Genomic DNA, 23,937 nt, shown 5'->3' with positions numbered 1-23,937 from the left:
TTGGGGGGGGGGGGGGGGGGGGCCCCCCCCCCGCCCTTTTGGACTTCCAAAACCGGCACTTGCTCAACCGGGGGGGCGCCCCGGGGGGGGGCGCGCCCCCCCTCCCGTTGCTGTGAGCAGGCCGGTCAGAGGTTCTTCGTGGCCTCGGGCGCCTCGGCGTCCGTCTTCACGGCGTCCGCGGGCTCGTTTCCGGTCTTGGCCTCGGCCTTCGGCTCGGAGTCCTCGGTCCTGGAGTCCTCGGTCACCGTCTTCGGCTGCGGACTCTTGGTCTCGGTGACGGCCGGTGCGTCCGCATCGGCGCCCTTCACCTCGTCCTTGGCCTCCGGGTCGGACGCCGTGGGGCCGCGGTCCGGCTCCACGACCTCCTCGCGGCCCGGCCGCAGCTTCGCCGACAGGACGAAGTAGACGACCGCCAGGATGAAGACGACGATCGCGGTCCAGACGTTCAGCCGCAGACCGAGGACGTGGTGGGCCTCGTCGACCCGCATGTACTCGATCCAACCGCGGCCGAGGCAGTACGCGGCGACGTACAGGGCGAACGCACGGCCGTGGCCGAGCTTGAAGCGGCGGTCGGCCCAGATGACGAGCGCGGCGACGCCGAGGCACCACAGCGACTCGTACAGGAAGGTCGGGTGGTAGGTACCGGCGACCCGGTTGGGGCCTTCGCTGATCTTCACCGCCCAGGGCAGGTCGGTGGCCCGGCCGTACAGCTCCTGGTTGAACCAGTTGCCCCAGCGGCCGAACGCCTGGGCCAGCGCGATGCCGGGGGCCAGGGCGTCGGCCCAGGCCGGCAGCGGGATCCCGCGCAGGCGGCAGCCGATCCAGGCGCCCACCGCGCCCAGCGCGATCGCGCCCCAGATACCGAGGCCGCCCTCCCAGATCTTGAAGGCGTCGACCCAGTTGCGGCCCTCGACGAAGTAGAGCTGGTAGTCGGTGATCACGTGGTAGAGGCGACCGCCGATCAGGCCGAACGGCACGGCCCACACGGCGATGTCCGCGACCGTGCCCGGCTTTCCACCGCGCGCGATCCACCGCTTGTTGCCGAGCCAGACGGCGACGAAGACGCCGATGATGATGCAGAACGCGTAGCCGCGCAGCGGGATCGGTCCGAGATGGATCACGCCGGTGGACGGGCTGGGGATATAGGCAAGGTTCATGGCAGAGCCGACGCTACCCTGCCGGGCGGTACCGACCGCAACCCGCCCGGCAACCTGGCATTGAATCGAGACGGGACTGTCAGTCCCCGGCACCCCCCTTGGAAGCCCCGGTAGCGCTCGGTTTCGATCCCGTCGAGGTGGAACCCGACGAACCGGGGGAGCCCGACGAGCCCGACAGGCCCGACGAGCGGGACGAGGACTTCGCCGCGGTCGAGGACGAGGCCGACGGCGATGCGGACGACGAGGTCTTGGACCCCTTCGCCGAGGCCGAGGCGGAGGCGGAGGCGGACGGTGAGGGAGCCCCCTTCACGGAGCCCTCCACCTGCTCCTTGAGCTTCTGCGGGGTGATCGGGCTGGCCTGGTCGGCGAAGATGTCCTTGCCGTTCAGCAGCACGCTCGGGGTGCCCCGGAACTTTCCGGCGCGGAAGGCCTCGAACGACTTGTTCACCCAGCTGTTGTGCGTCCCGTCCTCGACGCACCGACGGAACTCCGGGGTGTCCAGCCCGTCCACCTTGGCGGCCAGTTCCAGCAGCTTGGCGTTCTTGCCGTACGCGTCGTCGGTCTCCTGCGGCTGGTTCTCGAACAGGACGTCGTGGTACGCGGCGAACTTCCCGGCGTCCTGGGCGCAGGCGGCAGCGTTCGCACCCTTCAGCGAGCCGCTGCCGCCCATGTTCCCGTCGATCAGGGTGACCAGGTGGTAGTCGACCTTGAGCAGGCCCTTGGCCTCCAGCTCGTGGATCGTGTCCCGGTAGTTCGTCTCGAAGGTCTTGCACGCCGGGCAGCGGAAGTCCTCCCACACGGTCAGCGTGGACGTGGCTTCGGCCTTGCCCGTCTGGATGGCGAGCGCGTCCTTGCCCGTGGCCCCCGAGGGGGCCGTCACCGGGCCCGCCTCGGACTTGCCGCCCTTGCCGGTGTTGGCCGCGATCAGGCCGACGACGGTCGCCAGACCGAGTACGCCGACCACGGCCGACGCCACGATGAGGGTCCGCCGCCGCTTCTCCCTCTTCTTCTCGCGCTCGCGCTCCGCCTGGAGTCGCTCGCGGGCCGATCGTTTCACTTCGCGGTTCGCACCGTCGTTCTTCTCGCTCACGTTCGGCCAAACGAAGCGGGGAGGCACTCGCGTGCCTCCCCGCTCCCACTTCCACCCGATCGGGCTACAGAACCCGCTCAGGCGTTCATGCCGCCGATCGAACGCGCGGGTCAGCTCCTGCGTACGCCTTCCGCGAGCTCGCCCGCCAGTGCCCGTACGGCGGCCAGCCCGGCCGGCAGGTCCGGTGCCTCCAGCAGGAGCTTCACGAAGGCCGAGCCGACGATCACCCCGTCGGCGAAGCCCGCGACCTCCTTGGCCTGGACCGCGTTGGAGACGCCCAGGCCCACGCAGACGGGGAGCCCGCGGTCGCCGGCGGTGACGCGGGTGCGGCGCACCAGTTCCTGGGCCTCGTGGCCGACCGACTCGCGGGTGCCGGTGACACCCATCAGCGAGGCGGCGTAGACGAAGCCGGAACCGGCGGCCGTGATGGTCGCCAGGCGCTCGTCCTTGCTGCTGGGGGCGACGACGAACACGGTCGCCAGACCGTGCTTGTCGGCGTGCTCACGCCACAGCGCGGACTCCTGTACCGGCAGGTCGGGCAGGATGCAGCCCGCGCCGCCCGCCTCGGCGAGCTCGGTGGCGAACCGTTCCACGCCGTAGCTGTCGATGGGGTTCCAGTACGTCATCACCAGCACCGGGGCCCCGGTCGCCCGGTGCGCCTCGCGCACGGTGCGCAGCACGTCGGCGATCTTGACGCCGCCGCGCAGGGCGATGTCGTCCGCGGTCTGGATGATCGCGCCGTCCAGGACCGGGTCGCTGTGCGGCAGGCCGATCTCGACCACGTCCGCGCCGCCCGCGATGACGGCCTTGACGGCCTCGATGCCGCCGTCGATGGTGGGGAAGCCCGCCGGGAGGTAGGCGACGAGGGCCGCGCGGTCCTCGGACTTGGCCTTGGCCAGGGTGTCGCTCAGCAGCTGGATGTTGCCCGTGGTCACTTCGACTCCCCCTCGGCAGTTGCGTCGTACAGCCCGAAGTAGCGGGCGGCCGTGTCCATGTCCTTGTCGCCGCGACCGGACAGGTTGACCACCATCAGGCCGTCCTTGCCCAGTTCCTTGCCCAGGTCGAGCGCGCCGGCGAGGGCGTGCGCCGACTCGATCGCCGGGATGATGCCCTCGGTGCGCGAGAGCAGGCGCAGGGCCTGCATCGCGGCGTCGTCGGTGACCGCGCGGTACTCGGCGCGACCCGAATCCTTGAGGAAGGAGTGCTCCGGCCCGATGCCCGGGTAGTCCAGTCCGGCCGAGATCGAGTACGGCTCGGTGATCTGGCCCTCCTCGTCCTGGAGGACGTAGCTGCGGGAACCGTGCAGGATTCCCGGTTCGCCGGCGGTCAGCGTGGCCGCGTGTTCGCCGGTCTCGACCCCGTGCCCGGCGGGCTCGAACCCGACGAGGCGGACGTCCGCGTCCGGGATGAAGGCGTGGAAGAGGCCGATGGCGTTGGAGCCGCCACCGACGCAGGCCGCGACGGCGTCGGGCAGTCGGCCCGTGCGCTCCAGGATCTGGCGGCGGGCCTCGACGCCGATGACCCGGTGGAAGTCGCGGACCATGGCCGGGAAGGGGTGCGGGCCGGCGACCGTGCCGAAGAGGTAGTGGGTGCGGTCCACGTTGGCGACCCAGTCGCGGAACGCCTCGTTGATGGCGTCCTTGAGGGTCCGGGAGCCGGACTTGACCGCGATGACCTCGGCGCCCAGCATGCGCATCCGGGCCACGTTCAGGGCCTGGCGCTGGGTGTCGACCTCGCCCATGTAGATGGTGCAGTCGAGGCCGAAGAGCGCGCAGGCGGTGGCCGTGGCCACGCCGTGCTGGCCGGCTCCGGTCTCGGCGATGACGCGGGTCTTGCCCATGCGCTTGGTGAGCAGCGCCTGGCCCAGCACGTTGTTGATCTTGTGCGAGCCGGTGTGGTTGAGGTCCTCGCGCTTGAGGAAGATCCGGGCACCGCCGGCGTGCTCGGCGAACCGCGGCACTTCGGTGAGGGCGCTGGGCCGGCCGGTGTAGTTGACCATCAGGTCATTGAGCTCGGCCGCGAAGGCCGGGTCCCCTTTGGCCTTCTCGTACTCGACGGCGACCTCGTCCACGGCCGCGACGAGCGCCTCCGGGATGAACTTGCCGCCGAATTCGCCGAAGTAACCCTCGGCGTTGGGGACGTGACCCTGCGGGTCCGGAATGAAGAACGAGCTGCTGGACATGCCCAGTACTCCTACGGGTGCGATGGGATGGGTGCACCGTATTGCGCTGCGGGCCCGCCGCACTCGCACCCCGCTGGGGTGAACGCGTACGGGCGCAACGACCCGTGCCCGGAGCCGACGGCTCGGGGCGGCGGGCCGCAAGCGAACACCGCTCGGAGCGGTACGCCGGACGGGGTCGGACGTACCGGACCGGGACGGTCCTCGTTACAGCGCGCCTGTCGTGCGCCATCGCATGCCGTTGACCTGACCGGGCTCGGAGCCGATCACGTACCTGACCCGTCGCCCGTGCACCCGCCGGGCCGGGGCGCGGCAGCCGCGGGGGCGGCAGCCGCGCGCCAGGGGCGCGTGCGCCGTCGGCACGCCGGCCGGGCCGGGGCCCGGTCGGGTGCGGACGGAGGGGCGGTGGGGGGCCATGGGACGGGTCAGCTCCGTCCGTGGCGCAGGGCGGGGTGGGCGCCGGCCGCGACGAGGTCGGCCACGGCCGCCTTCGGGTCGCGTCCGGTGACCAGGGACTCCCCGACGAGGACGGCGTCCGCGCCCTCGTTGGCGTAGGCGATCAGGTCGTGCGGCCCGCGGATGCCGGACTCGGCGACCTTGACGATGTGGGCCGGGATCTCGCCGACGACGCGCTCGAAGGTGGAGCGGTCGACCTTGAGGTCCTTGAGGTTGCGGGCATTGACGCCGATGATCTTGGCGCCGGCCGCAACCGCGCGCTCGACCTCCTCCTCGTCGTGGACCTCGACGAGCGGGGTGAGGCCGATGGACTCGGCCCGCTCGATGAGGGAGACGAGGGCCTCCTGTTCCAGGGCCGCGACGATCAGCAGCACGAGGTCGGCGCCGTAGGCGCGGGCCTCCCACAGTTGGTACGCCGTGACGATGAAGTCCTTGCGCAGGATCGGGATGTCCACGCGGGCGCGGACGGCCTCCAGGTCGGCCAGCGAGCCGCCGAAACGGCGCTGCTCGGTCAGGACGGAGATGACCGCCGCACCGCCCGCCTCGTAGTCGGCGGCCAGTCCGGCCGGATCGGCGATCGCGGCCAGTGCACCCTTGGAGGGGCTGGACCGCTTGACCTCGCAGATCACCTTGACGCCGTCGCCACGCAGGGCCGCGACGCCGTCCTTGGCCTGGGGCGCCTTGGCGGCACGCTCCTTGAGCTCGTCGAGGCTCACGCGGGCCTGCCGTTCGGCAAGGTCTTCGCGGACCCCTTCGATGATCTCGTCGAGCACACTCACGCGAGCGGCCCCCTTCCGGGTCGATGACGGTCGGCCGCCTTGCAGACACGTACAACTGCAAGGTCAGCAATCAAATGGTATCCGCAGGAGGCCTTACTCTCCGCACGCGGTTGACGGCATCCCAATGTCTGGACATTCGGAATCCGCGATTCATAAGGGCCTCACGGGGCCAGCGCGGATCCGATGGGCAGGTTTCGGACAACCACGAAAGCCAGGGCTACCACACCGATGGCCCACCAGTACGGCCCCCGCAGGGTGAAACGCGGAGTGGGGCCGCCGCGCCAGGCACGATTGAGCCACAGGACCATGAAGCCGGCGAAGACGAAGTAGCCCACGACAGCCAGGGCATTTGCCCCGAATGCGGTGATCAGATCGCCGTGGGCGAACGCGTGCGCACTGCGCAGCCCACCACATCCGGGGCACAGGATTCCGGTCACTCGGAAAAGGGGGCAGACCGGATAGTGGCCGGGTTCATTGGGATCCACGGCGCCCACGTACGCAAAGGCCAGGGCCGCCGACGCCAACGTGAGCGCCGGCGTGGCCAGCCTCCGGCTGCGGGAAGCCGAGACCGCCGGCACGGGCGGTACCGGCGGCGCGGCCGGGGCCCGCGGCACGGGCGGTACCGGCGGCGGCACGGGCGCGGAGAGGGGGCTGTGAGAGGCGTCCACCCGCTGATTCTCTCCAGTCATGACAAAAGGCGCAGCCCGGCGGGGCCGCGCCTTTCGACGGTGTGCACCGGCTCAGACCTTGGCAGCGGCCTTGTTGGCCGCGATGACCACGGCCAGGTCGTCGTGGGCGGCCTTCGGCGCGCCCATGCCCGCGGCGCTCATCGCCATGCCGACGACACCGCCGAGCGCGACGACGACGAGACCGGCCCAGAACCCGATCGGGTTCGCGATCACCATGAAGGCGCCGGAGATGCAGAAACCGATGAAGGCGATGATGACACCGGTCCAGGCGGCCGGGGTGTGTCCGTGGCTAGTGCCCGCCATGAGTTGCTCCTCGTTTGCTCTGTCGCACGTACTGTGTCGAACGCTCGCTGCCCATTGTCCCGCACCGAGCGCGGTGCATGGTCAGCGGGTCGGGTCCTCACCGCGGTCCAGGGCCTTCCACAGGTCCTCGGGCCGGTCGGGGTCGACCGTCGCGGGCCGCCGGCCACGGGGGCTGCCGTCCCGCTCGTAACGGCCGCCCATGGCGGGCCAGCTGCGGCCGAAGCGCAGGGCCAGCAGTCCGGCGACCAGGATCAGGGCCGCGCCGGCAGCCGTGACGTACGGCCAGGCCGTGTGCGTCAGCGCCCCCACCTGCGCCGCGGTGTCCGCGGTCGTACGGGCCGCCTGCGCATCCAGCGCCTGCCGGTCGTCGGCGGCCAGCACCGCGGAGAGCGCCGCGCCCAGCCCGCTCAGCGCGAGCAGCCCGGAGACCAGCAGTCGGCTCTTGCCGCGTACGGCGAACACGGCCACCAGCGCGGCCAGGCCCACGATGGCCAGGGCCGCCGGCAGCCCGGTGACGGCCCGCCCGTCCGCGGTCAGCGGGAGCGAGCCGCCCCCGACGGCGGCGGTGCCCCGGGCCCAGACGCGGCCGGAGGCGAGCAGGACGACGGTGGCGCCCAGCGCACCGAGCAGCAGGGCGACGGCCACGCTGCGTCGGCTGCCCCGGCCCTCCGTGGCAGGGGCACCGGCGGGGGCGTCGGCGGGGGTCTCGGCGTCGGCGTCGTTTCGGGGTGGGGGTACGGCACTCACGTACCCCACTATCCCCTACGGCCTCAGGAGCTGTGGAGGCGGTTCGCCGCTCCCACCGCACGCAGCACCGCAGCCGCCTTGTTGCGGCACTCGTTGTCCTCCAGCTCGGGCACCGAGTCCGCCACGACGCCCGCGCCGGCCTGCACGTACGCCGTACCGTCGCGCAGCAGGGCGGTGCGGATGGCGATGGCCGTGTCGGAGTCCCCGGCGAAGTCGAGGTAGCCGACGCAGCCGCCGTACAGACCGCGGCGGGCGGGCTCCAGCTCCTCGATGATCTGCATGGCGCGCGGCTTGGGCGCCCCCGAGAGGGTTCCGGCCGGGAAGCAGGCGGTCAGCACGTCGAAGGCGGTCTTGCCCTCGGCGACCCGTCCGGTGACGGTGGAGACGATGTGCATCACGTGGGAGTAGCGCTCGATCGACATGAAGTCGACGACCTCCACCGAACCCGGCTCGCACACCCGCCCCAGGTCGTTGCGGCCCAGGTCGACGAGCATCAGGTGCTCGGCGCGCTCCTTGGGGTCGGCCAGCAGCTCCTCGGCGAGCTCGTGGTCCTCCTGCGGGGTCGCCCCGCGGTGGCGGGTGCCGGCGATCGGGTGGACCATGGCCCGCCCGTCCTCGACCTTGACCAGGGCCTCGGGGCTGGAGCCGACGACGTCGAAACCGTTCTCGAAGCGGAAGAGGTACATGTACGGGGACGGGTTCGTGGCCCGCAGCACCCGGTAGACGTCCAGCGCGGAGGCCTCGCAGGGGGTCTCGAACCGCTGCGAGGGCACCACCTGGAAGGCCTCGCCGGCCCGGATGCGCTCCTTGATGTCCTCCACCGCCACCCGGAACTGCTCGCCGCCCCACCGGGCCGAGACGGTGCCGTCCTCGAAACCGGGCGCCTCGGAGGCGGGCAGCGGCTTGGGGGTGTACGGGGCGGGCCGCGCGAGGTCGGCCTCCATGGCGTCGAGCCGGGCCGTCGCGTCGGCGTACGCCTCGTCCACGCCGGTGTCGAGGTCGTTGTGGTTGATGGCGTTGGCGATGAGCTGGACCGTGCCGTCCCAGTGGTCCATGACCGCCAGGTCGGAGGTGAGCAGCATCGTCAGCTCGGGCAGCTCCAGGTCGTCGACACCGTGCTCGCCGATGCGCTCCAAGCGGCGCACGATGTCGTAGCCCAGGTATCCGACCATGCCGCCGGTGAAGGGGGGCATCCCGCCCGCGAGGTCGCGGGGAGTGTGCAGGGCCTGCACGGTGGAGCGCAGGGCGTCGAGCGGGTCGCCGTCGACGGGCACGCCGACCGGCGGGGTCCCGATCCAGTGCGCCTGACCGTCCCGGACGGTCAGCGTCGCGTCGCTGCGCACCCCGACGAAGGAGTACCGGGACCAGGAGCGGCCGTTCTCGGCCGACTCCAGGAGGAAGGTGCCCGGGCGTTCGGCGGCCAGCTTCCGGTAGAGCCCGACGGGGGTGTCCCCGTCGGCCAGGAGCTTGCGGCTCACGGGAATGACGCGGCGGTCCGCCGCAAGCTTGCGGAACGTCTCAAGATCCATGAAGTGGGACCCTACCTACCTATTCGGCCAGCAGAAGGACATCGGCGTCGAAGCACGTGCGGGCACCCGTGTGGCAGGCGGCGCCGACCTGGTCGACCTTGACCAGCAGGGTGTCGGCGTCGCAATCGAGGGCGACCGACTTCACGTGCTGGAAGTGGCCGGAAGTGTCCCCCTTCACCCAGTACTCCTGGCGGCTGCGGGACCAGTACGTGCAGCGTCCGGTGGTCAAGGTGCGGTGCAGCGCCTCGTCGTCCATCCAGCCGAGCATGAGCACCTCTCCAGTGTCGTACTGCTGGGCGATGGCCGGTACGAGGCCGTCGGCGGAGCGCTTGAGCCGGGCGGCGATGGCGGGGTCGAGGGAGGACGTACTCATGGGGGCCATTGTGCCGCGAGAAGGGCCCTGCGATGGATCACTGTCCGCCTGATGAGCGGGCACGGGGCGGGTTCCGGCCGTAGGCTGGCCCCCATGTCTACCCATGCGAAGCGTGAACGCCTGCTGCTGGCGGACCTGTTGGAGGCGGCGGGGCCGCAGGCGCCGACGCTGTGCGACGGCTGGCGGACCCGGGAGCTGGCGGCGCACGTGGTGGTCCGGGAGCGTCGCCCGGACGCGGCGGCAGGTCTCCTGCTGAACGTCCTGAAGGACCGGCTGGACAGGGCGATGGCCGAGTACGCGGCCAAGCCGTACGAGGAACTGATCCAGCTGATCCGGACCGGCCCGCCGAAGCTGTCGCCGTACTCGCTGAAGCAGATCGACGAGGCGGCGAACGCGGTGGAGTTCTTCGTACACGCGGAGGACGTCCGGCGCGCCCAGCCGGACTGGTCTCCGCGCCAGCTCGACCCGGTGTTCTCGGACGCCCTGTGGTCGCGCCTGGAGAAGCTGGCCCGCCTAACGGGCCGCCGCTCCCCGGTGGGTCTGGTGCTGCGCCGCCCGAACGGCCAGACGGCCGTGGCGCACAAGGGGACGCCGGTGGTCACGGTCACCGGAGAGCCGGGCGAGCTGACGCTGTTCTGCTTCGGGCGCCAGGACGCGGCGGCGGTGGAACTGGACGGCCCGAAGGAGGCCATCGCCCAGCTGACGACGGCGAAGCTGGGCATCTGAACCCCGGGGCGGGGTGACCGTGGGCGTTCCGCGTTCCGCGTTCCGGCCCCCGTTCACCCCGACCCCGGGAGGGGCTCAGCGCACCGGGTGGCCGGCTGCCCGCAGCGCGTCCTTGACCTGCCCGATCCGCAGGTCGCCGAAGTGGAACACGGATGCCGCGAGCACCGCGTCGGCGCCGGCCGCGATCGCCGGGGGGAAGTGCTCCAGCCGGCCCGCGCCGCCCGAGGCGATCACCGGCACCGTGACGTGCTTGCGCACGGCCGCGATCATCTCGGTGTCATAGCCGTCCTTGGTGCCGTCGGCGTCCATCGAGTTCAACAGGATCTCCCCGGCGCCCAGTTCGGCCGCCCGGTGCGCCCACTCGACGGCGTCCATGCCGGTGCCCCGGCGTCCGCCGTGCGTGGTGACCTCGAAGGAGCCGGTGGGCGTGCGCCGGGCGTCGACCGAGAGCACCAGCACCTGCCGTCCGAAGCGCTCCGCGATCTCCTGGATCAGCTCGGGCCGGGCGATGGCGGCGGTGTTCACGCCGACCTTGTCCGCGCCCGCCCGCAGCAGCTTGTCCACGTCGTCCGCGGTACGGACGCCGCCGCCCACGGTCAGCGGGATGAAGACCTGCTCGGCGGTCCGCCGCACCACGTCGTACGTGGTCTCACGGTTCCCGGACGACGCGGTGATGTCGAGGAAGGTCAGCTCGTCGGCGCCCTCGGCGTCGTACAGCTTGGCCATCTCCACCGGGTCACCGGCGTCCCGCAGGTTCTGGAAGTTGACGCCCTTGACGACGCGGCCGTTGTCCACGTCCAGGCAGGGGATCACTCGTACGGCGAGCGACATCAGGACTCCCCTCGGAAGGCTTCTACCTCGACCTCGACGACCAGGCTTGGGTCGATGAAGCCGGACACGATGATCATGGAGGCGGCGGGGCGGACGGAGTCGAAGAGCTCCTTGTGGGCGCGGCCCACGTCCTCCACGTCCCGCGCGTGGGTGATGTACATGCGGGTGCGGACGACGTGCTCCGCTCCCAGCCCCGCCTGCTCCAGCGCGTCGAAGGCGACGCGGAAGGAGTTGACGGTCTGTTCGTAGGGGCCGCCGGCCACGATCTTGCCGTCGACGACGGAGGCGCAGCCGGAGACGAGGACCAGCCCGTTCGGCAGCTCGACGGCACGGGAGTAGCCCACGGCCTCCTCCCACGGACCGCCGGAGGAGTAGCGGCGGATCCCACCTGCACTGCTCATGAACCGGACACCACCCGGAGGGCCTCTTCCAGGGTGAAGGCCTCGGCGTACAGGGCCTTGCCCACGATCGCGCCCTCGACGCCCAGCGGCACCAGCTCGGACAGTGCCCGCAGGTCGTCCAGCGAGGAGACGCCGCCGGAGGCCACGACCGGCCGGTCCGTGGCGGCGCACACGTTGCGGAGCAGCTCCAGGTTGGGGCCGGTCAGCGTACCGTCCTTGCCGATGTCGGTGACGACGTACCGGGCGCAGCCCTCGGAGTCCAGTCGCGCGAGGGTCTCGTAGAGGTCCCCGCCTTCGCTGGTCCAGCCACGGCCCTTGAGGGTCGTGCCGCGTACGTCGAGCCCGACCGCGATCTTGTCGCCGTGCTCGGCGATGGCCTTGGCGGCCCACTCGGGGGTCTCCAGGGCGGCGGTGCCCAAGTTGACGCGGGTGCAGCCGGTGGCGAGGGCCGCGGCGAGCGAGGCGTCGTCACGGATGCCGCCGGACAGTTCGACCTTGATGTCCATGGCACCGGTGATCTCGGCGACCAGGGCGCGGTTGTCGCCGGTGCCGAACGCGGCGTCGAGGTCGACCAGGTGCAGCCATTCGGCGCCGGAGCCCTGCCAGGCGAGCGCCGCCTGGAGCGGGGAGCCGTAGGAGGTCTCGCTGCCGGACACCCCGTGCACGAGGCGAACGGCCTGGCCGTCGCGGACGTCGACGGCGGGAAGGAGCTCAAGCGTCTTCGGCGTCTGAGTCATCACAGGGTCTCGATCCAGTTGGTGAGGAGCTGGGCTCCGGCGTCGCCGGACTTCTCGGGGTGGAACTGGGTGGCCCACAGGGCCCCGTTCTCCACCGCCGCGACGAAGCGCTCGCCGTGGGTGGCCCAGGTGACCTTGGGGGCGCGGATCACCGGGTTGGTGACCTCCAGGTTCCAGGAGCGCACCGCGTACGAGTGCACGAAGTAGAAGCGGGCGTCGGCGTCCAGACCGGCGAAGGCCTGGCTGTCGGCCGGGGCGTCCACGGTGTTCCAGCCCATGTGGGGGACGATCGGGGCGCGCAGCGGCTCGACGGTGCCGGGCCACTCGTCGAGGCCTTCGGTCTCCACGCCGTGCTCGATGCCGCGCTCGAAGAGGATCTGCATGCCCACGCAGATGCCCATGACCGGACGGCCGCCGGAGAGGCGGCGGCCGATGATCCAGTCACCGCGGACGTCCTTGAGGCCCTGCATGCAGGCGGAGAAGGCACCGACTCCGGGGACGAGGAGGCCGTCGGCGTCCATCGCCTTGTCGTAGTCGCGGGTGATCTCGACGTCCGCACCGACGCGCGCGAGGGCGCGTTCGGCGGAGCGGACGTTGCCGAAGCCGTAGTCGAAGACGACGACCGTCTTGGTTGGTCTGGCGGGACTAGCGGCGCTCATCCCAACCTCCTTGCGTGAAAACTCCCGGCTTCGGCCGGGTAGGGAAGGCATCCGCAGTTCGGAACCGCGCCCAGGGGCGGTGCCACTGTGTAATGCCGTGACCTGTACTTGTGTTCGGATCGTGACCGCCCCTAGCGTCCGGGGCGTGGGAAATTCTCTTCCGGTGAAGCGTGCGTTCAAATACCGCTTCTATCCGACCGACGCGCAGGCAGCCGAGCTGTCGCGGACGTTCGGGTGTGTCCGGAAGGTCTACAACCTGGCCCTGGCCGCCCGCGGGGATGTCTGAACCCGCCAGAACCGTATGGACTACGGCCAGACGTCGGCCATGCTCACCGCGTAGTACAAGACGGCCTGGTACGGACGCGAGCTGATCACCGTCGACCGGTGGTTCCCCAGCACACACCTGTGCTCGGCCTGTGGAACCATGGCCCGCAAGATGCGGCTGACCGTCCGTGAATGGACGTGCGAGAGCTGCAGGACGACCCATGACCGGGACGGGAACGCGGCGATGAATCTTCTGGCCGCCGGGCTGGCGGTTGCTGCCTGTGGAGCGGGTGTAAGACCTCATCGGGAGTCCTCCTCTCGGTCGGGGCGGTCCGTGGTGAAGCAGGAAACCCCACCCGCAAGGGTGGGATCTCCCCCCGTCGCGGGGGGGAGAGGTCAATCCCAGATTCCTTGGATCCGCAGGACTCCGGCGGCCAGACACATCGCGGAGCCGATGGCGAGCAGGATGACGACCGACTTGGGCATCTGCTGCTTGTGGAAGGAGTAGACGCCCCCGGCCAGGAACAGGCCGAGGACGATCAGAATGCTGTTCAGGCCGTTCACGGCTAGAGGGCACCCTTCGTGGAGGGCAGGATTCCGGCAGCGCGCGGGTCGAACTCGGCGGCGTACCGCAGGGCCCGGGCGAGGGCCTTGAACTGGCATTCCACGATGTGGTGGGCGTTGCGGCCGTACGGGACGTGGACGTGCAGGGCGATCTGCGCCTGCGCGACGAAGGATTCGAGGATGTGCCGGGTCATCGTCGTGTCGTACGCGCCGATCATCGGCGCCATGTTCTCGGGCTCGGAGTGCACGAGGTACGGGCGGCCGGACAGGTCCACGGTCACCTGGGCGAGGGACTCGTCCAGCGGGACGGTGCAGTTGCCGAAGCGGTAGATGCCCACCTTGTCGCCGAGGGCCTGCTTGAACGCGGCACCGAGGGCGAGCGCGGTGTCCTCGATGGTGTGGTGGCTGTCGATGTGCAGGTCACCGTCGGTCTTGACCGTGAGGTCGAAGAGGCCGTGGCGGCCGAGCTGGTCGAGCATGTGGTCGTAGAAGCCCACGCCCGTCGAGACGTCGACCTTGCCGGTGCCGTCGAGGTTTATCTCGACGACGACCGAGGTCTCCTTCGTGGTCCGTTCGACCCGTCCGATGCGGCTCATGCGTGCTGCTCCTTCTTCAGTGCGCGAACCGCTTCCAGGAACGCGTCGTTCTCGGCCGGAGTGCCGGCGGTGACCCGCAGCCAGCCCGGTACGCCGTTGTCCCTGACCAGGACGCCTCGATCGAGGATCTTCTGCCAGGCGGTGTGGGAGTCCTCGAACTTCCCGAACTGGATGAAGTTCGCGTCGGACTCGGTGACCTCGTAGCCGATCGCCCGCAGTTCGGCCACGAGGCGGTCCCGCTCGGCCTTGAGCTGCTCGACGTAACCGAGCAGGGTGTCGGTGTACTCCAGGGCGGCCAGCGCGGTCGCCTGGGTGACGGCCGACAGATGGTACGGCAGGCGTACGAGCTGCACGGCGTCGACCACGGCCGGGTGCGCCGCCAGGTAGCCCAGGCGCAGGCCGGCGGCGCCGAAGGCCTTCGACATGGTCCGGGAGACCACCAGGTTCGGGCGGCCCTCGATCAGCGGGAGGAGGGAGTCCCGGTGGCTGAATTCGACGTACGCCTCGTCCACGACCACCAGGGAGGGCTTGGCCGCCTGCGCGGCCTCGTACAGGGCGAGGACCGTCTCCGCCTCGACCGCGGTACCCGTGGGGTTGTTGGGCGAGGTGATGAAGACGACGTCGGGGGCGTTCTCGGCGATGGCCTGCTCGGCCGCCGCGAGGTCGATGGTGAAGTCGTCCCGCCGCGGGCCGGAGATCCAACCCGTCCCGGTGCCGCGGGCGATCAGGGCGTGCATCGAGTACGAGGGCTCGAAGCCGATCGCGGTGCGGCCGGGTCCGCCGAAGGTCTGAAGCAGCTGCTGGATGACCTCGTTGGAGCCGTTGGCGGCCCATACGTTCTCCCGCGCCACCGGGTGCTTGCCGGTACGGGTGAGGTAGGCGGCCAGTGCGGTGCGCAGCTCGACCGCGTCCCGGTCAGGGTAGCGGTTGAGGGTGCGGGCGGCCTGCGCGACGCGCTCGGCGATGCGTTGCACCAGCTCCTCGGGGAGCTCGTAGGGGTTCTCGTTGGTGTTCAGCTGGACGGGCACGTCGAGCTGGGGGGCGCCGTACGGGCTCTTGCCGCGCAGCTCGTCCCGGATGGGGAGGTCGTCGATCCCGGTCACGCGCTCGGCACCTTCCACCCGAAGCGCGCCTTGAGGGCGGCGCCGTGCGCGGGCAGGTCCTCGGCCTCGGCCAGCGTCACCACGTGGTGGGTGACCTCGGCGAGGGCGTCCCGGGTGTAGTCGACGATGTGGATGCCGCGCAGGAAGGACTGTACGGACAGGCCGGAGGAGTGGCAGGCGCAGCCGCCGGTGGGCAGCACGTGGTTCGACCCGGCGCAGTAGTCGCCGAGCGAGACCGGGGCCCACGGGCCGACGAAGATCGCGCCGGCGTTGCGCACCCGGGCGGCCAGGGCCGCGGAGTCGGCGGTCTGGATCTCCAGGTGCTCGGCGCCGTAGGCGTCCACGACCTTGAGGCCGTCCTCCAGGTCGTCGACCAGCACGATCGCGGACTGCTTGCCCGCGAGCGCCGGCTTGATCCGGTCCTCGACGTGCTTGGTCGCCGCGACCTGCGGCGCCAGCTCCTTCTCCACGGCCGCCGCGAGCTCCTCGGAGTCCGTGACGAGCACGGCGGCGGCCAACGGGTCGTGCTCGGCCTGGCTGATCAGGTCGGCGGCGACGTGCACCGGGTCGGCGGTGGAGTCCGCGAGCACCGCGATCTCGGTCGGGCCGGCCTCGGTGTCGATGCCGATCCGTCCGGTGAAGTAGCGCTTGGCGGCGGCGACCCAGATGTTGCCGGGGCCGGTCACCATGTTCACGGGCAGGCAGTCCTCGGTGCCGTACGCGAACATCGCGACGGCCACCGCGCCGCCGGCCGCGTACACCTCGTCCACGCCGAGCAGGGCGCACGCGGCGAGGATCGTGGGGTGCGGCAGGCCGCCGAACTCGCTCTGCGGCGGGGACGCGAGCGCGATCGATTCGACGCCCGCTTCCTGGGCCGGGACGACGTTCATGACGACGGAGGACGGGTACACGGAGCGACCGCCCGGGGCGTACAGCCCCACGCGCTCGACCGGAACCCACTTCTCGGTCACGGTGCCGCCGGGGACCACCTGGGTGGTGTGCTCGGTGCGGCGCTGGCTCCGGTGCACTATCCGGGCGCGCCGGATCGACTCCTCCAGGGCGGCGCGGACGGCCGGGTCGAGCTCGTCGAGGGCGGTTTGCAGCGCCTCTGCGGGCACCCTGACCTGCTCCAACTGCACGCCGTCAAACTTCTGCGCGTACTCGATCAGTGCCGCCGTGCCACGATGATGGACGTCCTCGCAGATGGGCCGCACCTTCTCCAGGGCGGCTTCCACGTCGAACTCGGCACGGGGCAGCAGATCGCGCAGGGCGCCACCCTCGGGGAGGGCGTCACCGCGCAGGTCGATACGAGAGATCACCTCCCAATTCTCTCAGACCGCTTCCCGCCACTGTCCGCCCGTATCACTGGCTGATACACGCCCCGCACGTCACGGCCGCCGATTAGCGTTCCCGTACACGTATGCACAGCGGAGGGGGGCCGCCATGACCGAGGCACGCGCGGACGAGGAACTGGCGGATCTCACCGATCCCGAACGGCGCATGTGGCAGGCGTACCGCACGGGGAACACCTGCGACCTCAGCGCCCGGGCCGCCGACGAGGACGATCCGCACGGTGACCGGGTCTGGGACGAGCGGCGCAGCGTCCGTGCCCAGGTGGTGGCGCTGCTGCTGCTCCACGGGCCACCGCCGGTTCCGGGCCGGGTGGCCTCGCTGAAACTGCGCGGCGTACGGATTACCGGGCGCCTGGACCTGTCCGGCGGCACGGTGCAGCCGTACGTCGAACTCCAGTCCTGCCGCTTCGACAGCGAGGTCCAGCTGTCGGAGACCCGGTTCGGCACCCTGCGCCTGGTCAACTGTGCGATCCCCCGGCTGGACGCCTCCCGCCTACACACCGAGGGCGACCTGCACCTACCGCGCTGCCGGGTGGCCCGCGGCATCCGGCTGACCGATGCGCAGATCGGCACCGACCTGCTGATCAGCCAGGCCGTGGTGCAGCGGGACAACAAGGGCCGGGCGATCGCCGCGGACGGGATGTCGGTCGCGCAGGACTTCCAGGGCGAGCTGCTGGAGACGTACGGGGAGGTGAGTCTGCGGGGTGCGAAGGTCGGCGTGTCGATGAACCTGCGCGGGGCCCGCCTGCGCAACCCGTACGGGCGGCGCGCACTGAACGCCCCGCAGTTGACCGTCGAGCGGACCCTGTACCTGACCTCGATCGCCCTGGACTACGTCCTCGGCGATTCCGGGTCCTCCACGCCCCCGTACGGCCTCGGCCAGACACCCGCCCGCGGACAGCGCGCCCAGCGCTTCGAGTGCCGGGGCGGGCTGCGCCTGGACGACGGCCGCTTCGGCGACGCGGTCGACTTCTACGGCGCCCGGTTCATCCTGACCGGGGAGCAGGAGGTGTCGCTGCGCCGGATCCAGACCCCGGAGCTGCGGTTCGTCGGCGAGCGGCCGGAGCGGGGGCGGGTGGTGCTGTCCGGGGCGAAGGTGGTCAAACTGGTCGACACCTCTACGAGCTGGCCCGGCCAGGGCGGGGTGTCGATCGAGGGGTTCGCCTACGAGAACCTCGCGCCCCGCGGCCACTTCCCGCTGGTGCGCCGGCTGGCCTGGGTGGAGGCGGCCACCCCGGAGTACTCGCCCGAGCCGTACGAGCGGCTGGCCTCCGTCCTGCGCGCCAGCGGTGAGGACGCGGACGCCCGCGAGGTGCTGCTGGCCAAGCAGCGGCGGCGACGCGCCACGCTGCCGCCGGCGCTCAAGGCGTGGGGGTACCTCCAGGACTGGACGGTGGCCTACGGGTACCGGCCGGGCCGGGCCGCCCTGTGGATGGCGGTGCTGTGGGCGGCGGGGGCGCTGCTCTTCGCCCGGCTCGAACCCCAGGCGATCAAGGCGGACGAGCACCCCGAGTGGAATCCGTCGCTCTACGCCCTGGACCTCCTGCTCCCGGTCATCGATCTCGGCCAGGACGGCCAGTGGATGATGGAGGGCTACTGGCAGTGGGGCTCGGCCGCCCTCGTCCTGCTGGGGTGGATCCTGGCGACGACGGTGGCGGCGGGCGCCTCGCGCCTGCTGAGGCGGGGATGAGGGGCGTCGGCGCGGAACGACTGAGGTGACGGGCGCGGGCCCGCGGCCACTACCCTGTGCCTCGTGACCACCGTTCGCCTGCCCCTCTTCCCGCTCAACTCGGTGCTGTTCCCGGGACTCGTCCTCCCGCTGAACGTCTTCGAGGAGCGTTATCGCGCCATGATGCGGGAACTGCTGAAGACGGGCGACGAAGAACCGCGCCGCTTCGCGGTCGTCGCGATCCGCGACGGCCGGGAGGTCGCGCCGACCGCACCCGGCCTGCCGGACCAGACGGCCCTGCCCGAGCGGGGCCCGACAGCGGGCTTCGGAGCCGACCCGATCCAGGCCTTCCACCGGGTGGGCTGCATCGCGGACGCGGCGACGATCCGGGAACGGGAGGACGGCAGCTTCGAGGTCCTCGCGACCGGTACCGCACGGGTCCGCCTGCTGTCGGTGGACGCCTCGGGCCCGTACCTGGTGGCGGAGCTGGAGGAACTCCCGGAGGAAGCGGGCGACGGCGCGGGCGCGCTGGCGGAGGGGGTCCTGCGGGCCTTCCGGAACTACCAGAAGCGGCTGGCCGGGGCCCGTGAGCGGTCCCTGGCGTCGAGTCAGGACCTGCCGGACGAGCCGTCGGTGGTCTCGTACCTGGTGGCGGCGGCAGCCGTCCTGGACATCCCGGCGAAGCAGCGCCTGCTCCAGGCGCCGGACACCGCGACCCGCCTCGCGGAGGAGCTGAAGCTGTTGCGCGCCGAGACGGCGGTCATCCGCCACCTCCCGTCGCTGCCTGCGGTGGACCTGACGCGCACGCCGACGAGCCAGAACTGAGGGCGGACCCGAACCGATGGCGAAGAAGAAGGCTCCGGCCGGCACCCCGGCGATCGCGGCACTGACGGCCGCGCAGGCCGCCTTCACGGTGCACGCCTACGCCCACGACCCGTCGCACCCCTCGTACGGCGAGGAGGCGGCGCAGGCGCTCGGCGTCCCGGCGGACCGGGTCTTCAAGACCCTGGTCGCGGACGTGGACGGCGTACTGACGGTGGCGGTGGTCCCGGTCTCGGGCAGCCTGGACCTGAAGGCCCTGGCCGGCGCAGTGGGCGCCAAGCGGGCGGTGATGGCCGAACCGGCCCTGGCGGAGCGCACCACGGGTTACGTCCTGGGCGGCATTTCGCCGCTGGGGCAGCGCAAGCGCCTGCGCACGGTGGTGGACGCGTCGGCGGAGGGCCACCCCACGATCTGCGTCTCGGCGGGTCGCCGGGGCCTGGAGGTCGAGCTGGCGCCCGCCACCCTGGCCGCTCTGACGGGCGCCACCTTGGCCCCCATCGCCCGCGCGTAGCCCTCCCCAGCGACGGTCGAACCGGGGGCGGGCCCGGGTCACGACCGGGTCAGGACCGCGGGGGCCCCGGATCGGTGGCCGGGTCCGACGACGGACCGGCGTGGACGTGCGGCGGCGGGTACCCGCCCGGCCGGTCCGACGAGACGCCCGGGTCGGGGTCGTACGGGGACCACAGGGCCGTCAGCCCGAGGTGTACGACCAGGGCCACCATCGGCCAGACCAGCAGCACGCCGTTGGCCAGCAACTGCAGCGGTGCGTCGAACGGCACCCCCTTGCCCGCCTTCAGCGCGGCGGCGGCCACGTCCGACGTCGGCCCCAGCCACAGCCCCAGCCGCCACCCCACCAACGCGGCGAACCCGGACCCGACCGCCAGGCCGATGACCAGCGGGACTCCGCCACGGCGCCGCCACAGGAAGACGAGCACCGCGCTCAGCACGCCGAACCCCACCGACAGCAGGAAGAACGTCGCGTCGGCCCCGATCCGGGCCTCGCTCTCGGTGTTCCGCAGGAAGACGGCCTCGCCGTTGGACACGTACTGCGCCCGCGGGGCGAGCCACGCCCACAGCGCGCCGAGCAGCACGCCGGCCACACCGATCACCAGGGCCACGGCGGCGCCGTCGCGGATGTCCCCCAGGGTGATGGCCCGGGTGGAGTCGCCCGGCTCCTCGTGCGGGAGCGACGGTTCGAACGGGGACGGCGTGGTCACGGCTTCGGTCACCCCCACATCGTGCCAGGTGCGCCCGGCACCGGCGTCAGCGGAGGGGCATCCGCGAACCGCTGCCCACGACCCGGCATCAGCGGACAGACGCCCGTCGGTACGCCCACGTGGCGACGGCCAGCGAGAGGACCGCCACCGCTGCGCACACCCCGAGGTCGACCGTGACCGCGGCCCAGTCCGGATGCGGCGCGAAGGTCCGCGCGAACGCCTCCACCCCGTACGTCGACGGCAACAGGTCCCGGGCCCACACGATCACGTCCGGCATCCGCTCGGGCGGCAGCACCCCCAGCAGCAGCGCCGCCGACATGCCCAGTTGCCCGGCCAGTGTGGCCAGTTCCTGCCGCGGGGCCAGCAGCCCCAGTGCCGCGCCCAGCCCCGCCAGTGCCGCCCCGGCCAACGGCACCACCGCGACCAGGATCCACAGCCCGCTCATCGGCAGTCCGAACAGCAGGCACCCGAACACCGCGGTCACCAGCGTGCCCGGCAGCGTGAAGGAGGCGTACGCGCCGGCCGCGCCCAGCACCACCGAGGCGGGCGGCACCGGCAGCGTGGCGTAGTGGTCCAGCCCGCCGCTCGCCCGCAGCTGCCCGAAGTACTGCGCGAGCAGGTTCAGCGCGACGAAGGCGACGACCAGTACGGACGAACCCGCGACCACGGCCCGGGCCTCCGAGCCCCCGTCCACCACCCCGCGCATCAGGATCATGATCCCGACGGACTGGAAGGTGGCCACGAACAGCAGCGGGATCCGCGACACCCGGGCCCGGGAGAGCTGCGCCCGGTACACGGCGGCCAGCGACGGGAACAGCGGGGCCCGGGGGGCCAGCACGCCCACGACGGCAGCACTCACGACTTCACCAGACCCTTCGACGTACGCCCGCCCAGCGCGAGGTAGACGTCCTCCAGGCTCGGAGTCGCCAGCGTGAAGTCGTCGAGGGCGGCGAAGGCTGGTCCACCGGTCACCGCGGCCACCGCGGCGCGCGCCTCGTCGGGCGCCAGCCTCAGCGCCCAACGCCGTCCGGATTCGACGGCCAGCGGTGCGAGCCCGGCGACCTCCGGTACCTCCAGCGGGGGCGCGGTCCGCCACACCAGCTCCAGCCGGACCTCGCCGGAGACCCTGGCCTTCAGCCCGGAGGGCGTGTCGCAGCCGACGACCCGGCCCTGGTCGATGACGGCGACCCGGTCGAGGACGGTCTCGGCCTCCATGACGTTGTGCGTGACGAGCAGGACCGTGGCACCGTGCTGGGCGCGCCGCCGGTCCACGGCGGCCCACACCGCCCGCCGGGCCACGGGGTCCATACCGGTGGTGGGTTCGTCGAGGACCAGCACCGGCCGCTCCCCCACCAGTGCGGCGGCGAAGCAGGCCAGCCGCCGCTGGCCGCCGGAAAGCTTCTTCAGGGGTCGCCCGGCGATCGGGGTCAGCCCGAGCTCCTCCAGGACGGCGTCCCGCCCGGCGCGTGCCGCTCGTGCGTCCAGGCCGCGCAGCCGGCCCGTGGTCTCGGCGGCCAGCGCCACCGTGAGTTCGTCGAGGGCGGTGGACTCCTGCCCCAGGTAGGCGAGCAGCCGGGACGCGCGCTCGGGGTGGCGCACGAGGTCGTGGCCGAGCAGCGTCACGGTGCCCGAGTCGGGCCGCATCAGCCCGGTGAGCTGACGGACCAGGGTGGACTTGCCGGCGCCGTTGGGGCCGAGCAGGCCGAAGATCTCACCGCGCCGGACGTCGAGGGAGATCCCGTCGGTGGCCCGGGTCTCGGGCAGGGCGGGGGCCCCGCGCCGACCGCGCACGGCGGGGTACGTCTTGACCAGGTCACGCACCGCGCAGACCACGTCCGAGGCCGCTTCCGCGGCCACTGTGGTGCTCCGTTGCGCTGATGCCGTGCCCGTACTCACGAGGGAGCAGCCTACGCGCTTTTCCCCCGGCCGCCGCTGGGAGGTACCCCCGACCCCTACTCGGCCGCCAGGGCCGCTGGTCCCGCGGGCATGGCGGAAGGGGCGCCGGCCACGTGTTCCGCGGCTGCGCGTACGTCGATCTCCCGCCAGAACCCGGCCCGGATGGCGTACCGGTCGTGTTCGTCGATCTGGTCGTCCTTGTGTGCGAGCAGCCCGAACCGGGCGGCGTAGCGCAGCAGCTCCCCGTCGATCCGGTGCGGGATGCGCGGGTACATGGTGGCGAGCTTCTGCAGGTGCCCGGTCTCGGGGAGGCGTTCCATCCAGCGCCTGGCGAACACCTGCCCGACCTCGAAGGGGTCGCCGCCGACGGTGGTGATGTCCTCCTCCCGGTCCGCCCAGCGCTGCTCGGCGCTGGTGAGCTGGGCGAGGGTGGGCAGCGAGGCGGTCTCGGCGGGTTCCCCGAGCGGTCCGGCCCGGTCGATCCACCCCTTGTCGGAGGACCAGCGCAGGGCGCTGCCAGCGGGTTGCGGCGCGGCACCCTGGCCGCCCGGGGGGCCGGGCTGCTGGCCGGGGGCGCGCAGCGAACCAGCGAGGTCCTTGGGCGTGGGTACGGTCTTGCCCCCGACGGTGGGCGCGGGTACGGGGGCACCCCCGTGCCCCTCGGGTTCGGCCGGGGCGGGGGCTCCGGTGTCGCCGTTGCCGCCGGCACTGCGGGCGGCCTCGGCGAGGGCGGCCTCGGGCAGCGGGGCGGAGAGGATCGCGGCGATCTCTGGGCGGGGTGCGGGGGGAGGGGCGCACAGCCCGGCGAGGTCCTTGGCCCGGACGGCCCGGGTGATCCAGGCCCGGTCCAGGACCCGGCGTTCGTCGGCCTCGGCGACGAGGTCCTCGGACTGGTTGTAGTCGCCGTCGGCGGCTTGGACGGCCCAGAGGTGGACGGCGACCCCGTGCTCCTTGGCGGACATCAGGCCGGGCAGCAGGTCTCCGTCGCCGGTGACCAGGACGACGTCGGAACAGGCGCGGTTGCGGGCCAGCTCGGTGAGCTCGGCGTGCATCGCCGCGTCCACGCCCTTCTGCGCCCAGCGGCCGTCGCTGCGGGTCAGGGCGCCGAGGCGGACGGTCACGCGGGGCATGACGCGCAGCCGCCGGTGCTCGGGCTGGGGCACCCGGTCGGGCGCCCCGTCGAACCAGTAGATGCGTAGCAGGGGCTGTTCGGTGTCGGCCTCGGCCCGCTCGCGCAGACCTTGGATGAGGGCGGCATGGTCGACGGTGATGCGGGAGCGGGAGGGCTCCCCTGCGAGAAGGCTGGCGGCGGCGCCCAGCAGGTAGCCGGCGTCCACCAGGACGACGCAGCGGTCCACGCGTTCCACCTCTTCCCTGGGGGGTCCTCTGAGTTTTCCCCGAGTCTGCCCGACCGCAAGGGTGTTGACGGCCGGAACTCGATCATCGGCGTGGCGGATCTTCCGGCGGCCCGTGGGGAGGGGTTCCGGCTACGCGCAGTAAAGATCCAAAATGCGCGGTTTGTGGTGCCGTGTGAGGGTGAAGGCGGTCCTGGCCCCTAGACCCTCACGGAGGCTCCACCATGGCCAAGAACAAGAACCGTCAGCAGCCGCAGAAGCCGCAGAACCGCTCGTCCTCGCAGGATCCGGCCAAGAGCTCGGCGGATTCCCCGTCCACGTCGCCGAGCCCGTCCCCGAGTCCGCTGGACATGGCCCACAAGGGCAAGCAGCGGAAGTTCGGCCACAACTGACGCTGCCGCGAGCCGTACGCACGAGGGCGCGCCCAGAGCTCTGGGCGCGCC

General features: G+C 71.9%; 29 protein-coding genes and 2 pseudogenes. 8 read left to right on the top strand and 23 right to left on the bottom strand.

The features are described from left to right. Positions 1 to 125: 125 nt before the first annotated feature. From lgt to ABZZ20_RS12810, 7 genes and pseudogenes are all read right to left on the bottom strand, one after another. Complete coding sequence (lgt, locus tag ABZZ20_RS12840) at positions 126 to 1,157, bottom strand: prolipoprotein diacylglyceryl transferase (RefSeq protein ID WP_356869427.1); 1,032 nt, start codon at positions 1,155 to 1,157, stop codon at positions 126 to 128. Between the two features lie 301 nt (positions 1,158 to 1,458). Then, positions 1,459 to 2,247, bottom strand: a pseudogene (locus ABZZ20_RS12835) (thioredoxin domain-containing protein); the annotation flags it as partial. Positions 2,248 to 2,357: 110 nt separating this feature from the next. Next, on the bottom strand, positions 2,358 to 3,182 hold the full coding sequence (gene trpA, locus ABZZ20_RS12830; protein ID WP_356869426.1) for a tryptophan synthase subunit alpha: 825 nt from the start codon (positions 3,180 to 3,182) through the stop codon (positions 2,358 to 2,360). After that, the gene (gene trpB / locus ABZZ20_RS12825) at positions 3,179 to 4,429 is read right to left on the bottom strand and encodes a tryptophan synthase subunit beta (RefSeq protein ID WP_356869425.1); all 1,251 of its coding nucleotides are present in this window, start codon (positions 4,427 to 4,429) and stop codon (positions 3,179 to 3,181) included. Before trpB ends, trpA begins: the two co-directional genes overlap by 4 nt. A gap of 204 nt (positions 4,430 to 4,633) precedes the next feature. After that, positions 4,634 to 4,843 carry a tryptophan synthase subunit(beta) gene (locus ABZZ20_RS12820; RefSeq protein ID WP_356869424.1) on the bottom strand — a complete coding sequence of 70 codons (210 nt, stop codon included), beginning with the start codon at positions 4,841 to 4,843 and terminating at the stop codon, positions 4,634 to 4,636. An 8-nt stretch (positions 4,844 to 4,851) separates the two neighbouring features. Then, the gene (gene trpC / locus ABZZ20_RS12815) at positions 4,852 to 5,661 is read right to left on the bottom strand and encodes an indole-3-glycerol phosphate synthase TrpC (protein WP_356869423.1); all 810 of its coding nucleotides are present in this window, start codon (positions 5,659 to 5,661) and stop codon (positions 4,852 to 4,854) included. 161 nt (positions 5,662 to 5,822) lie between these two features. Next, the gene (locus ABZZ20_RS12810) at positions 5,823 to 6,206 is read right to left on the bottom strand and encodes a DUF2752 domain-containing protein (protein WP_356869449.1); all 384 of its coding nucleotides are present in this window, start codon (positions 6,204 to 6,206) and stop codon (positions 5,823 to 5,825) included. On the opposite strand from ABZZ20_RS12810, the gene ABZZ20_RS12805 reads away from it, so the two are divergent. After that, on the top strand, positions 6,136 to 6,318 hold the full coding sequence (locus ABZZ20_RS12805; protein WP_356869450.1) for a hypothetical protein: 183 nt from the start codon (positions 6,136 to 6,138) through the stop codon (positions 6,316 to 6,318). The genes ABZZ20_RS12810 and ABZZ20_RS12805 overlap by 71 nt on opposite strands. An 83-nt stretch (positions 6,319 to 6,401) precedes the next feature. Here ABZZ20_RS12805 and ABZZ20_RS12800 read toward each other — a convergent pair whose 3' ends face one another. The 4 genes from ABZZ20_RS12800 to hisI form a co-directional block, all read right to left on the bottom strand. Continuing rightward, complete coding sequence (locus ABZZ20_RS12800) at positions 6,402 to 6,653, bottom strand: HGxxPAAW family protein (RefSeq protein ID WP_356869422.1); 252 nt, start codon at positions 6,651 to 6,653, stop codon at positions 6,402 to 6,404. 81 nt (positions 6,654 to 6,734) lie between these two features. Then, a complete protein-coding gene (locus ABZZ20_RS12795) occupies positions 6,735 to 7,409 on the bottom strand; it encodes a TIGR02234 family membrane protein (protein WP_356869421.1) in 675 nt (224 codons plus the stop codon). Between the two features lie 14 nt (positions 7,410 to 7,423). Next, on the bottom strand, positions 7,424 to 8,929 hold the full coding sequence (locus ABZZ20_RS12790) for an anthranilate synthase component I (RefSeq protein ID WP_356869420.1): 1,506 nt from the start codon (positions 8,927 to 8,929) through the stop codon (positions 7,424 to 7,426). A gap of 19 nt (positions 8,930 to 8,948) precedes the next feature. After that, entirely contained in the window at positions 8,949 to 9,311 is a 363-nt protein-coding gene (gene hisI / locus ABZZ20_RS12785; protein WP_356869419.1) for a phosphoribosyl-AMP cyclohydrolase, read from the bottom strand. An 84-nt stretch (positions 9,312 to 9,395) separates the two neighbouring features. Here hisI and ABZZ20_RS12780 point away from each other — a divergent pair, with 84 nt between their 5' ends. Then, positions 9,396 to 10,028 carry a TIGR03085 family metal-binding protein gene (locus ABZZ20_RS12780; protein ID WP_356869418.1) on the top strand — a complete coding sequence of 211 codons (633 nt, stop codon included), beginning with the start codon at positions 9,396 to 9,398 and terminating at the stop codon, positions 10,026 to 10,028. 75 nt (positions 10,029 to 10,103) lie between these two features. On the opposite strand, the gene hisF is transcribed toward ABZZ20_RS12780, so the two are convergent. Genes hisF through hisH form a run of 4 tightly spaced genes read right to left on the bottom strand, consistent with a single transcriptional unit; the run spans position 10,104 to position 12,656 of the window. Beyond that, on the bottom strand, positions 10,104 to 10,859 hold the full coding sequence (hisF, locus tag ABZZ20_RS12775; RefSeq protein ID WP_356869417.1) for an imidazole glycerol phosphate synthase subunit HisF: 756 nt from the start codon (positions 10,857 to 10,859) through the stop codon (positions 10,104 to 10,106). Further along, entirely contained in the window at positions 10,859 to 11,260 is a 402-nt protein-coding gene (locus tag ABZZ20_RS12770) for a RidA family protein (protein WP_356869416.1), read from the bottom strand. The genes hisF and ABZZ20_RS12770 overlap by 1 nt, the downstream gene beginning before the upstream one ends. Next, positions 11,257 to 11,997, bottom strand: a complete 741-nt coding sequence (gene priA / locus ABZZ20_RS12765; protein ID WP_356869415.1) for a bifunctional 1-(5-phosphoribosyl)-5-((5-phosphoribosylamino)methylideneamino)imidazole-4-carboxamide isomerase/phosphoribosylanthranilate isomerase PriA — start codon at positions 11,995 to 11,997, stop codon at positions 11,257 to 11,259. The genes ABZZ20_RS12770 and priA overlap by 4 nt, the downstream gene beginning before the upstream one ends. Beyond that, positions 11,997 to 12,656, bottom strand: a complete 660-nt coding sequence (gene hisH / locus ABZZ20_RS12760; RefSeq protein WP_356869414.1) for an imidazole glycerol phosphate synthase subunit HisH — start codon at positions 12,654 to 12,656, stop codon at positions 11,997 to 11,999. The genes priA and hisH overlap by 1 nt, the downstream gene beginning before the upstream one ends. Positions 12,657 to 12,801: 145 nt before the next feature. On the opposite strand from hisH, the gene ABZZ20_RS12755 reads away from it, so the two are divergent. Together ABZZ20_RS12755 and ABZZ20_RS12750 are read left to right on the top strand one after the other, a co-directional pair. Continuing rightward, on the top strand, positions 12,802 to 12,942 hold the full coding sequence (locus ABZZ20_RS12755) for a helix-turn-helix domain-containing protein (RefSeq protein WP_356869413.1): 141 nt from the start codon (positions 12,802 to 12,804) through the stop codon (positions 12,940 to 12,942). A 54-nt stretch (positions 12,943 to 12,996) separates the two neighbouring features. Next, positions 12,997 to 13,269 (top strand): annotated as a pseudogene (locus tag ABZZ20_RS12750) (zinc ribbon domain-containing protein); the annotation flags it as partial. 47 nt (positions 13,270 to 13,316) lie between these two features. On the opposite strand, the gene ABZZ20_RS12745 reads toward ABZZ20_RS12750, so the two are convergent. The 4 genes from ABZZ20_RS12745 to hisD are packed head-to-tail and all read right to left on the bottom strand — an operon-like array spanning position 13,317 to position 16,502. Further along, the gene (locus tag ABZZ20_RS12745; protein WP_356869412.1) at positions 13,317 to 13,484 is read right to left on the bottom strand and encodes a hypothetical protein; all 168 of its coding nucleotides are present in this window, start codon (positions 13,482 to 13,484) and stop codon (positions 13,317 to 13,319) included. A 2-nt stretch (positions 13,485 to 13,486) separates the two neighbouring features. After that, a complete protein-coding gene (gene hisB / locus ABZZ20_RS12740; RefSeq protein WP_356869411.1) occupies positions 13,487 to 14,080 on the bottom strand; it encodes an imidazoleglycerol-phosphate dehydratase HisB in 594 nt (197 codons plus the stop codon). After that, positions 14,077 to 15,183 (bottom strand): histidinol-phosphate transaminase, encoded by a 1,107-nt coding sequence (locus tag ABZZ20_RS12735; RefSeq protein ID WP_356869410.1) that lies wholly within the window; start codon positions 15,181 to 15,183, stop codon positions 14,077 to 14,079. Before ABZZ20_RS12735 ends, hisB begins: the two co-directional genes overlap by 4 nt. After that, entirely contained in the window at positions 15,180 to 16,502 is a 1,323-nt protein-coding gene (gene hisD / locus ABZZ20_RS12730; protein ID WP_356869409.1) for a histidinol dehydrogenase, read from the bottom strand. The genes ABZZ20_RS12735 and hisD overlap by 4 nt, the downstream gene beginning before the upstream one ends. A 124-nt stretch (positions 16,503 to 16,626) precedes the next feature. Here hisD and ABZZ20_RS12725 point away from each other — a divergent pair, with 124 nt between their 5' ends. From ABZZ20_RS12725 to ybaK, 3 genes are all read left to right on the top strand, one after another. Next, positions 16,627 to 18,225, top strand: coding sequence for an oxidoreductase (locus ABZZ20_RS12725; protein WP_356869408.1), 1,599 nt, complete (start codon positions 16,627 to 16,629; stop codon positions 18,223 to 18,225). A gap of 63 nt (positions 18,226 to 18,288) precedes the next feature. Further along, a complete protein-coding gene (locus tag ABZZ20_RS12720) occupies positions 18,289 to 19,029 on the top strand; it encodes an LON peptidase substrate-binding domain-containing protein (RefSeq protein ID WP_356869407.1) in 741 nt (246 codons plus the stop codon). Positions 19,030 to 19,045: 16 nt separating this feature from the next. Continuing rightward, on the top strand, positions 19,046 to 19,537 hold the full coding sequence (ybaK, locus tag ABZZ20_RS12715; RefSeq protein WP_356869406.1) for a Cys-tRNA(Pro) deacylase: 492 nt from the start codon (positions 19,046 to 19,048) through the stop codon (positions 19,535 to 19,537). A gap of 49 nt (positions 19,538 to 19,586) precedes the next feature. Here the strand turns inward: ybaK and ABZZ20_RS12710 are convergent, their stop codons facing one another. The 4 genes from ABZZ20_RS12710 to ABZZ20_RS12695 form a co-directional block, all read right to left on the bottom strand. Next, positions 19,587 to 20,255 (bottom strand): DUF2567 domain-containing protein, encoded by a 669-nt coding sequence (locus tag ABZZ20_RS12710; protein WP_356869405.1) that lies wholly within the window; start codon positions 20,253 to 20,255, stop codon positions 19,587 to 19,589. A gap of 76 nt (positions 20,256 to 20,331) precedes the next feature. After that, complete coding sequence (locus ABZZ20_RS12705) at positions 20,332 to 21,102, bottom strand: ABC transporter permease (protein WP_356869404.1); 771 nt, start codon at positions 21,100 to 21,102, stop codon at positions 20,332 to 20,334. Then, complete coding sequence (locus tag ABZZ20_RS12700; RefSeq protein ID WP_356869403.1) at positions 21,099 to 22,100, bottom strand: ABC transporter ATP-binding protein; 1,002 nt, start codon at positions 22,098 to 22,100, stop codon at positions 21,099 to 21,101. Before ABZZ20_RS12700 ends, ABZZ20_RS12705 begins: the two co-directional genes overlap by 4 nt. A 95-nt stretch (positions 22,101 to 22,195) precedes the next feature. Further along, positions 22,196 to 23,506: an NYN domain-containing protein gene (locus ABZZ20_RS12695; protein WP_356869402.1), complete on the bottom strand. Its 1,311-nt coding sequence runs from the start codon at positions 23,504 to 23,506 to the stop codon at positions 22,196 to 22,198. Between the two features lie 212 nt (positions 23,507 to 23,718). Between ABZZ20_RS12695 and ABZZ20_RS12690 the strand changes: the two genes are divergently transcribed. Then, a complete protein-coding gene (locus tag ABZZ20_RS12690) occupies positions 23,719 to 23,886 on the top strand; it encodes a hypothetical protein (protein WP_356869401.1) in 168 nt (55 codons plus the stop codon). Positions 23,887 to 23,937 lie beyond the last annotated feature (51 nt).

Origin of the sequence: Streptomyces sp. NPDC006430 (genome assembly GCF_040612395.1) — a bacterium.
Lineage (GTDB): Bacteria > Actinomycetota > Actinomycetes > Streptomycetales > Streptomycetaceae > Streptomyces.
This window is presented reverse-complemented; position numbering and strand designations above follow the sequence as displayed.

Coding starts and splice junctions, on each gene's coding strand:
- ABZZ20_RS12800 (WP_356869422.1), bottom strand. CDS start 6,653: ATGGCGGGCACTAGCCACGGACACACCCCGGCCGCCTGGACCGGTGTC.
- hisI (WP_356869419.1), bottom strand. CDS start 9,311: ATGGCCCCCATGAGTACGTCCTCCCTCGACCCCGCCATCGCCGCCCGG.
- hisB (WP_356869411.1), bottom strand. CDS start 14,080: ATGAGCCGCATCGGACGGGTCGAACGGACCACGAAGGAGACCTCGGTC.
- ABZZ20_RS12770 (WP_356869416.1), bottom strand. CDS start 11,260: ATGAGCAGTGCAGGTGGGATCCGCCGCTACTCCTCCGGCGGTCCGTGG.
- ybaK (WP_356869406.1), top strand. CDS start 19,046: ATGGCGAAGAAGAAGGCTCCGGCCGGCACCCCGGCGATCGCGGCACTG.
- priA (WP_356869415.1), bottom strand. CDS start 11,997: ATGACTCAGACGCCGAAGACGCTTGAGCTCCTTCCCGCCGTCGACGTC.
- hisH (WP_356869414.1), bottom strand. CDS start 12,656: ATGAGCGCCGCTAGTCCCGCCAGACCAACCAAGACGGTCGTCGTCTTC.
- lgt (WP_356869427.1), bottom strand. CDS start 1,157: ATGAACCTTGCCTATATCCCCAGCCCGTCCACCGGCGTGATCCATCTC.
- hisF (WP_356869417.1), bottom strand. CDS start 10,859: ATGTCGCTCGCCGTACGAGTGATCCCCTGCCTGGACGTGGACAACGGC.
- ABZZ20_RS12725 (WP_356869408.1), top strand. CDS start 16,627: ATGACCGAGGCACGCGCGGACGAGGAACTGGCGGATCTCACCGATCCC.
- ABZZ20_RS12790 (WP_356869420.1), bottom strand. CDS start 8,929: ATGGATCTTGAGACGTTCCGCAAGCTTGCGGCGGACCGCCGCGTCATT.
- ABZZ20_RS12690 (WP_356869401.1), top strand. CDS start 23,719: ATGGCCAAGAACAAGAACCGTCAGCAGCCGCAGAAGCCGCAGAACCGC.
- trpB (WP_356869425.1), bottom strand. CDS start 4,429: ATGTCCAGCAGCTCGTTCTTCATTCCGGACCCGCAGGGTCACGTCCCC.
- ABZZ20_RS12780 (WP_356869418.1), top strand. CDS start 9,396: ATGTCTACCCATGCGAAGCGTGAACGCCTGCTGCTGGCGGACCTGTTG.
- ABZZ20_RS12820 (WP_356869424.1), bottom strand. CDS start 4,843: ATGGCCCCCCACCGCCCCTCCGTCCGCACCCGACCGGGCCCCGGCCCG.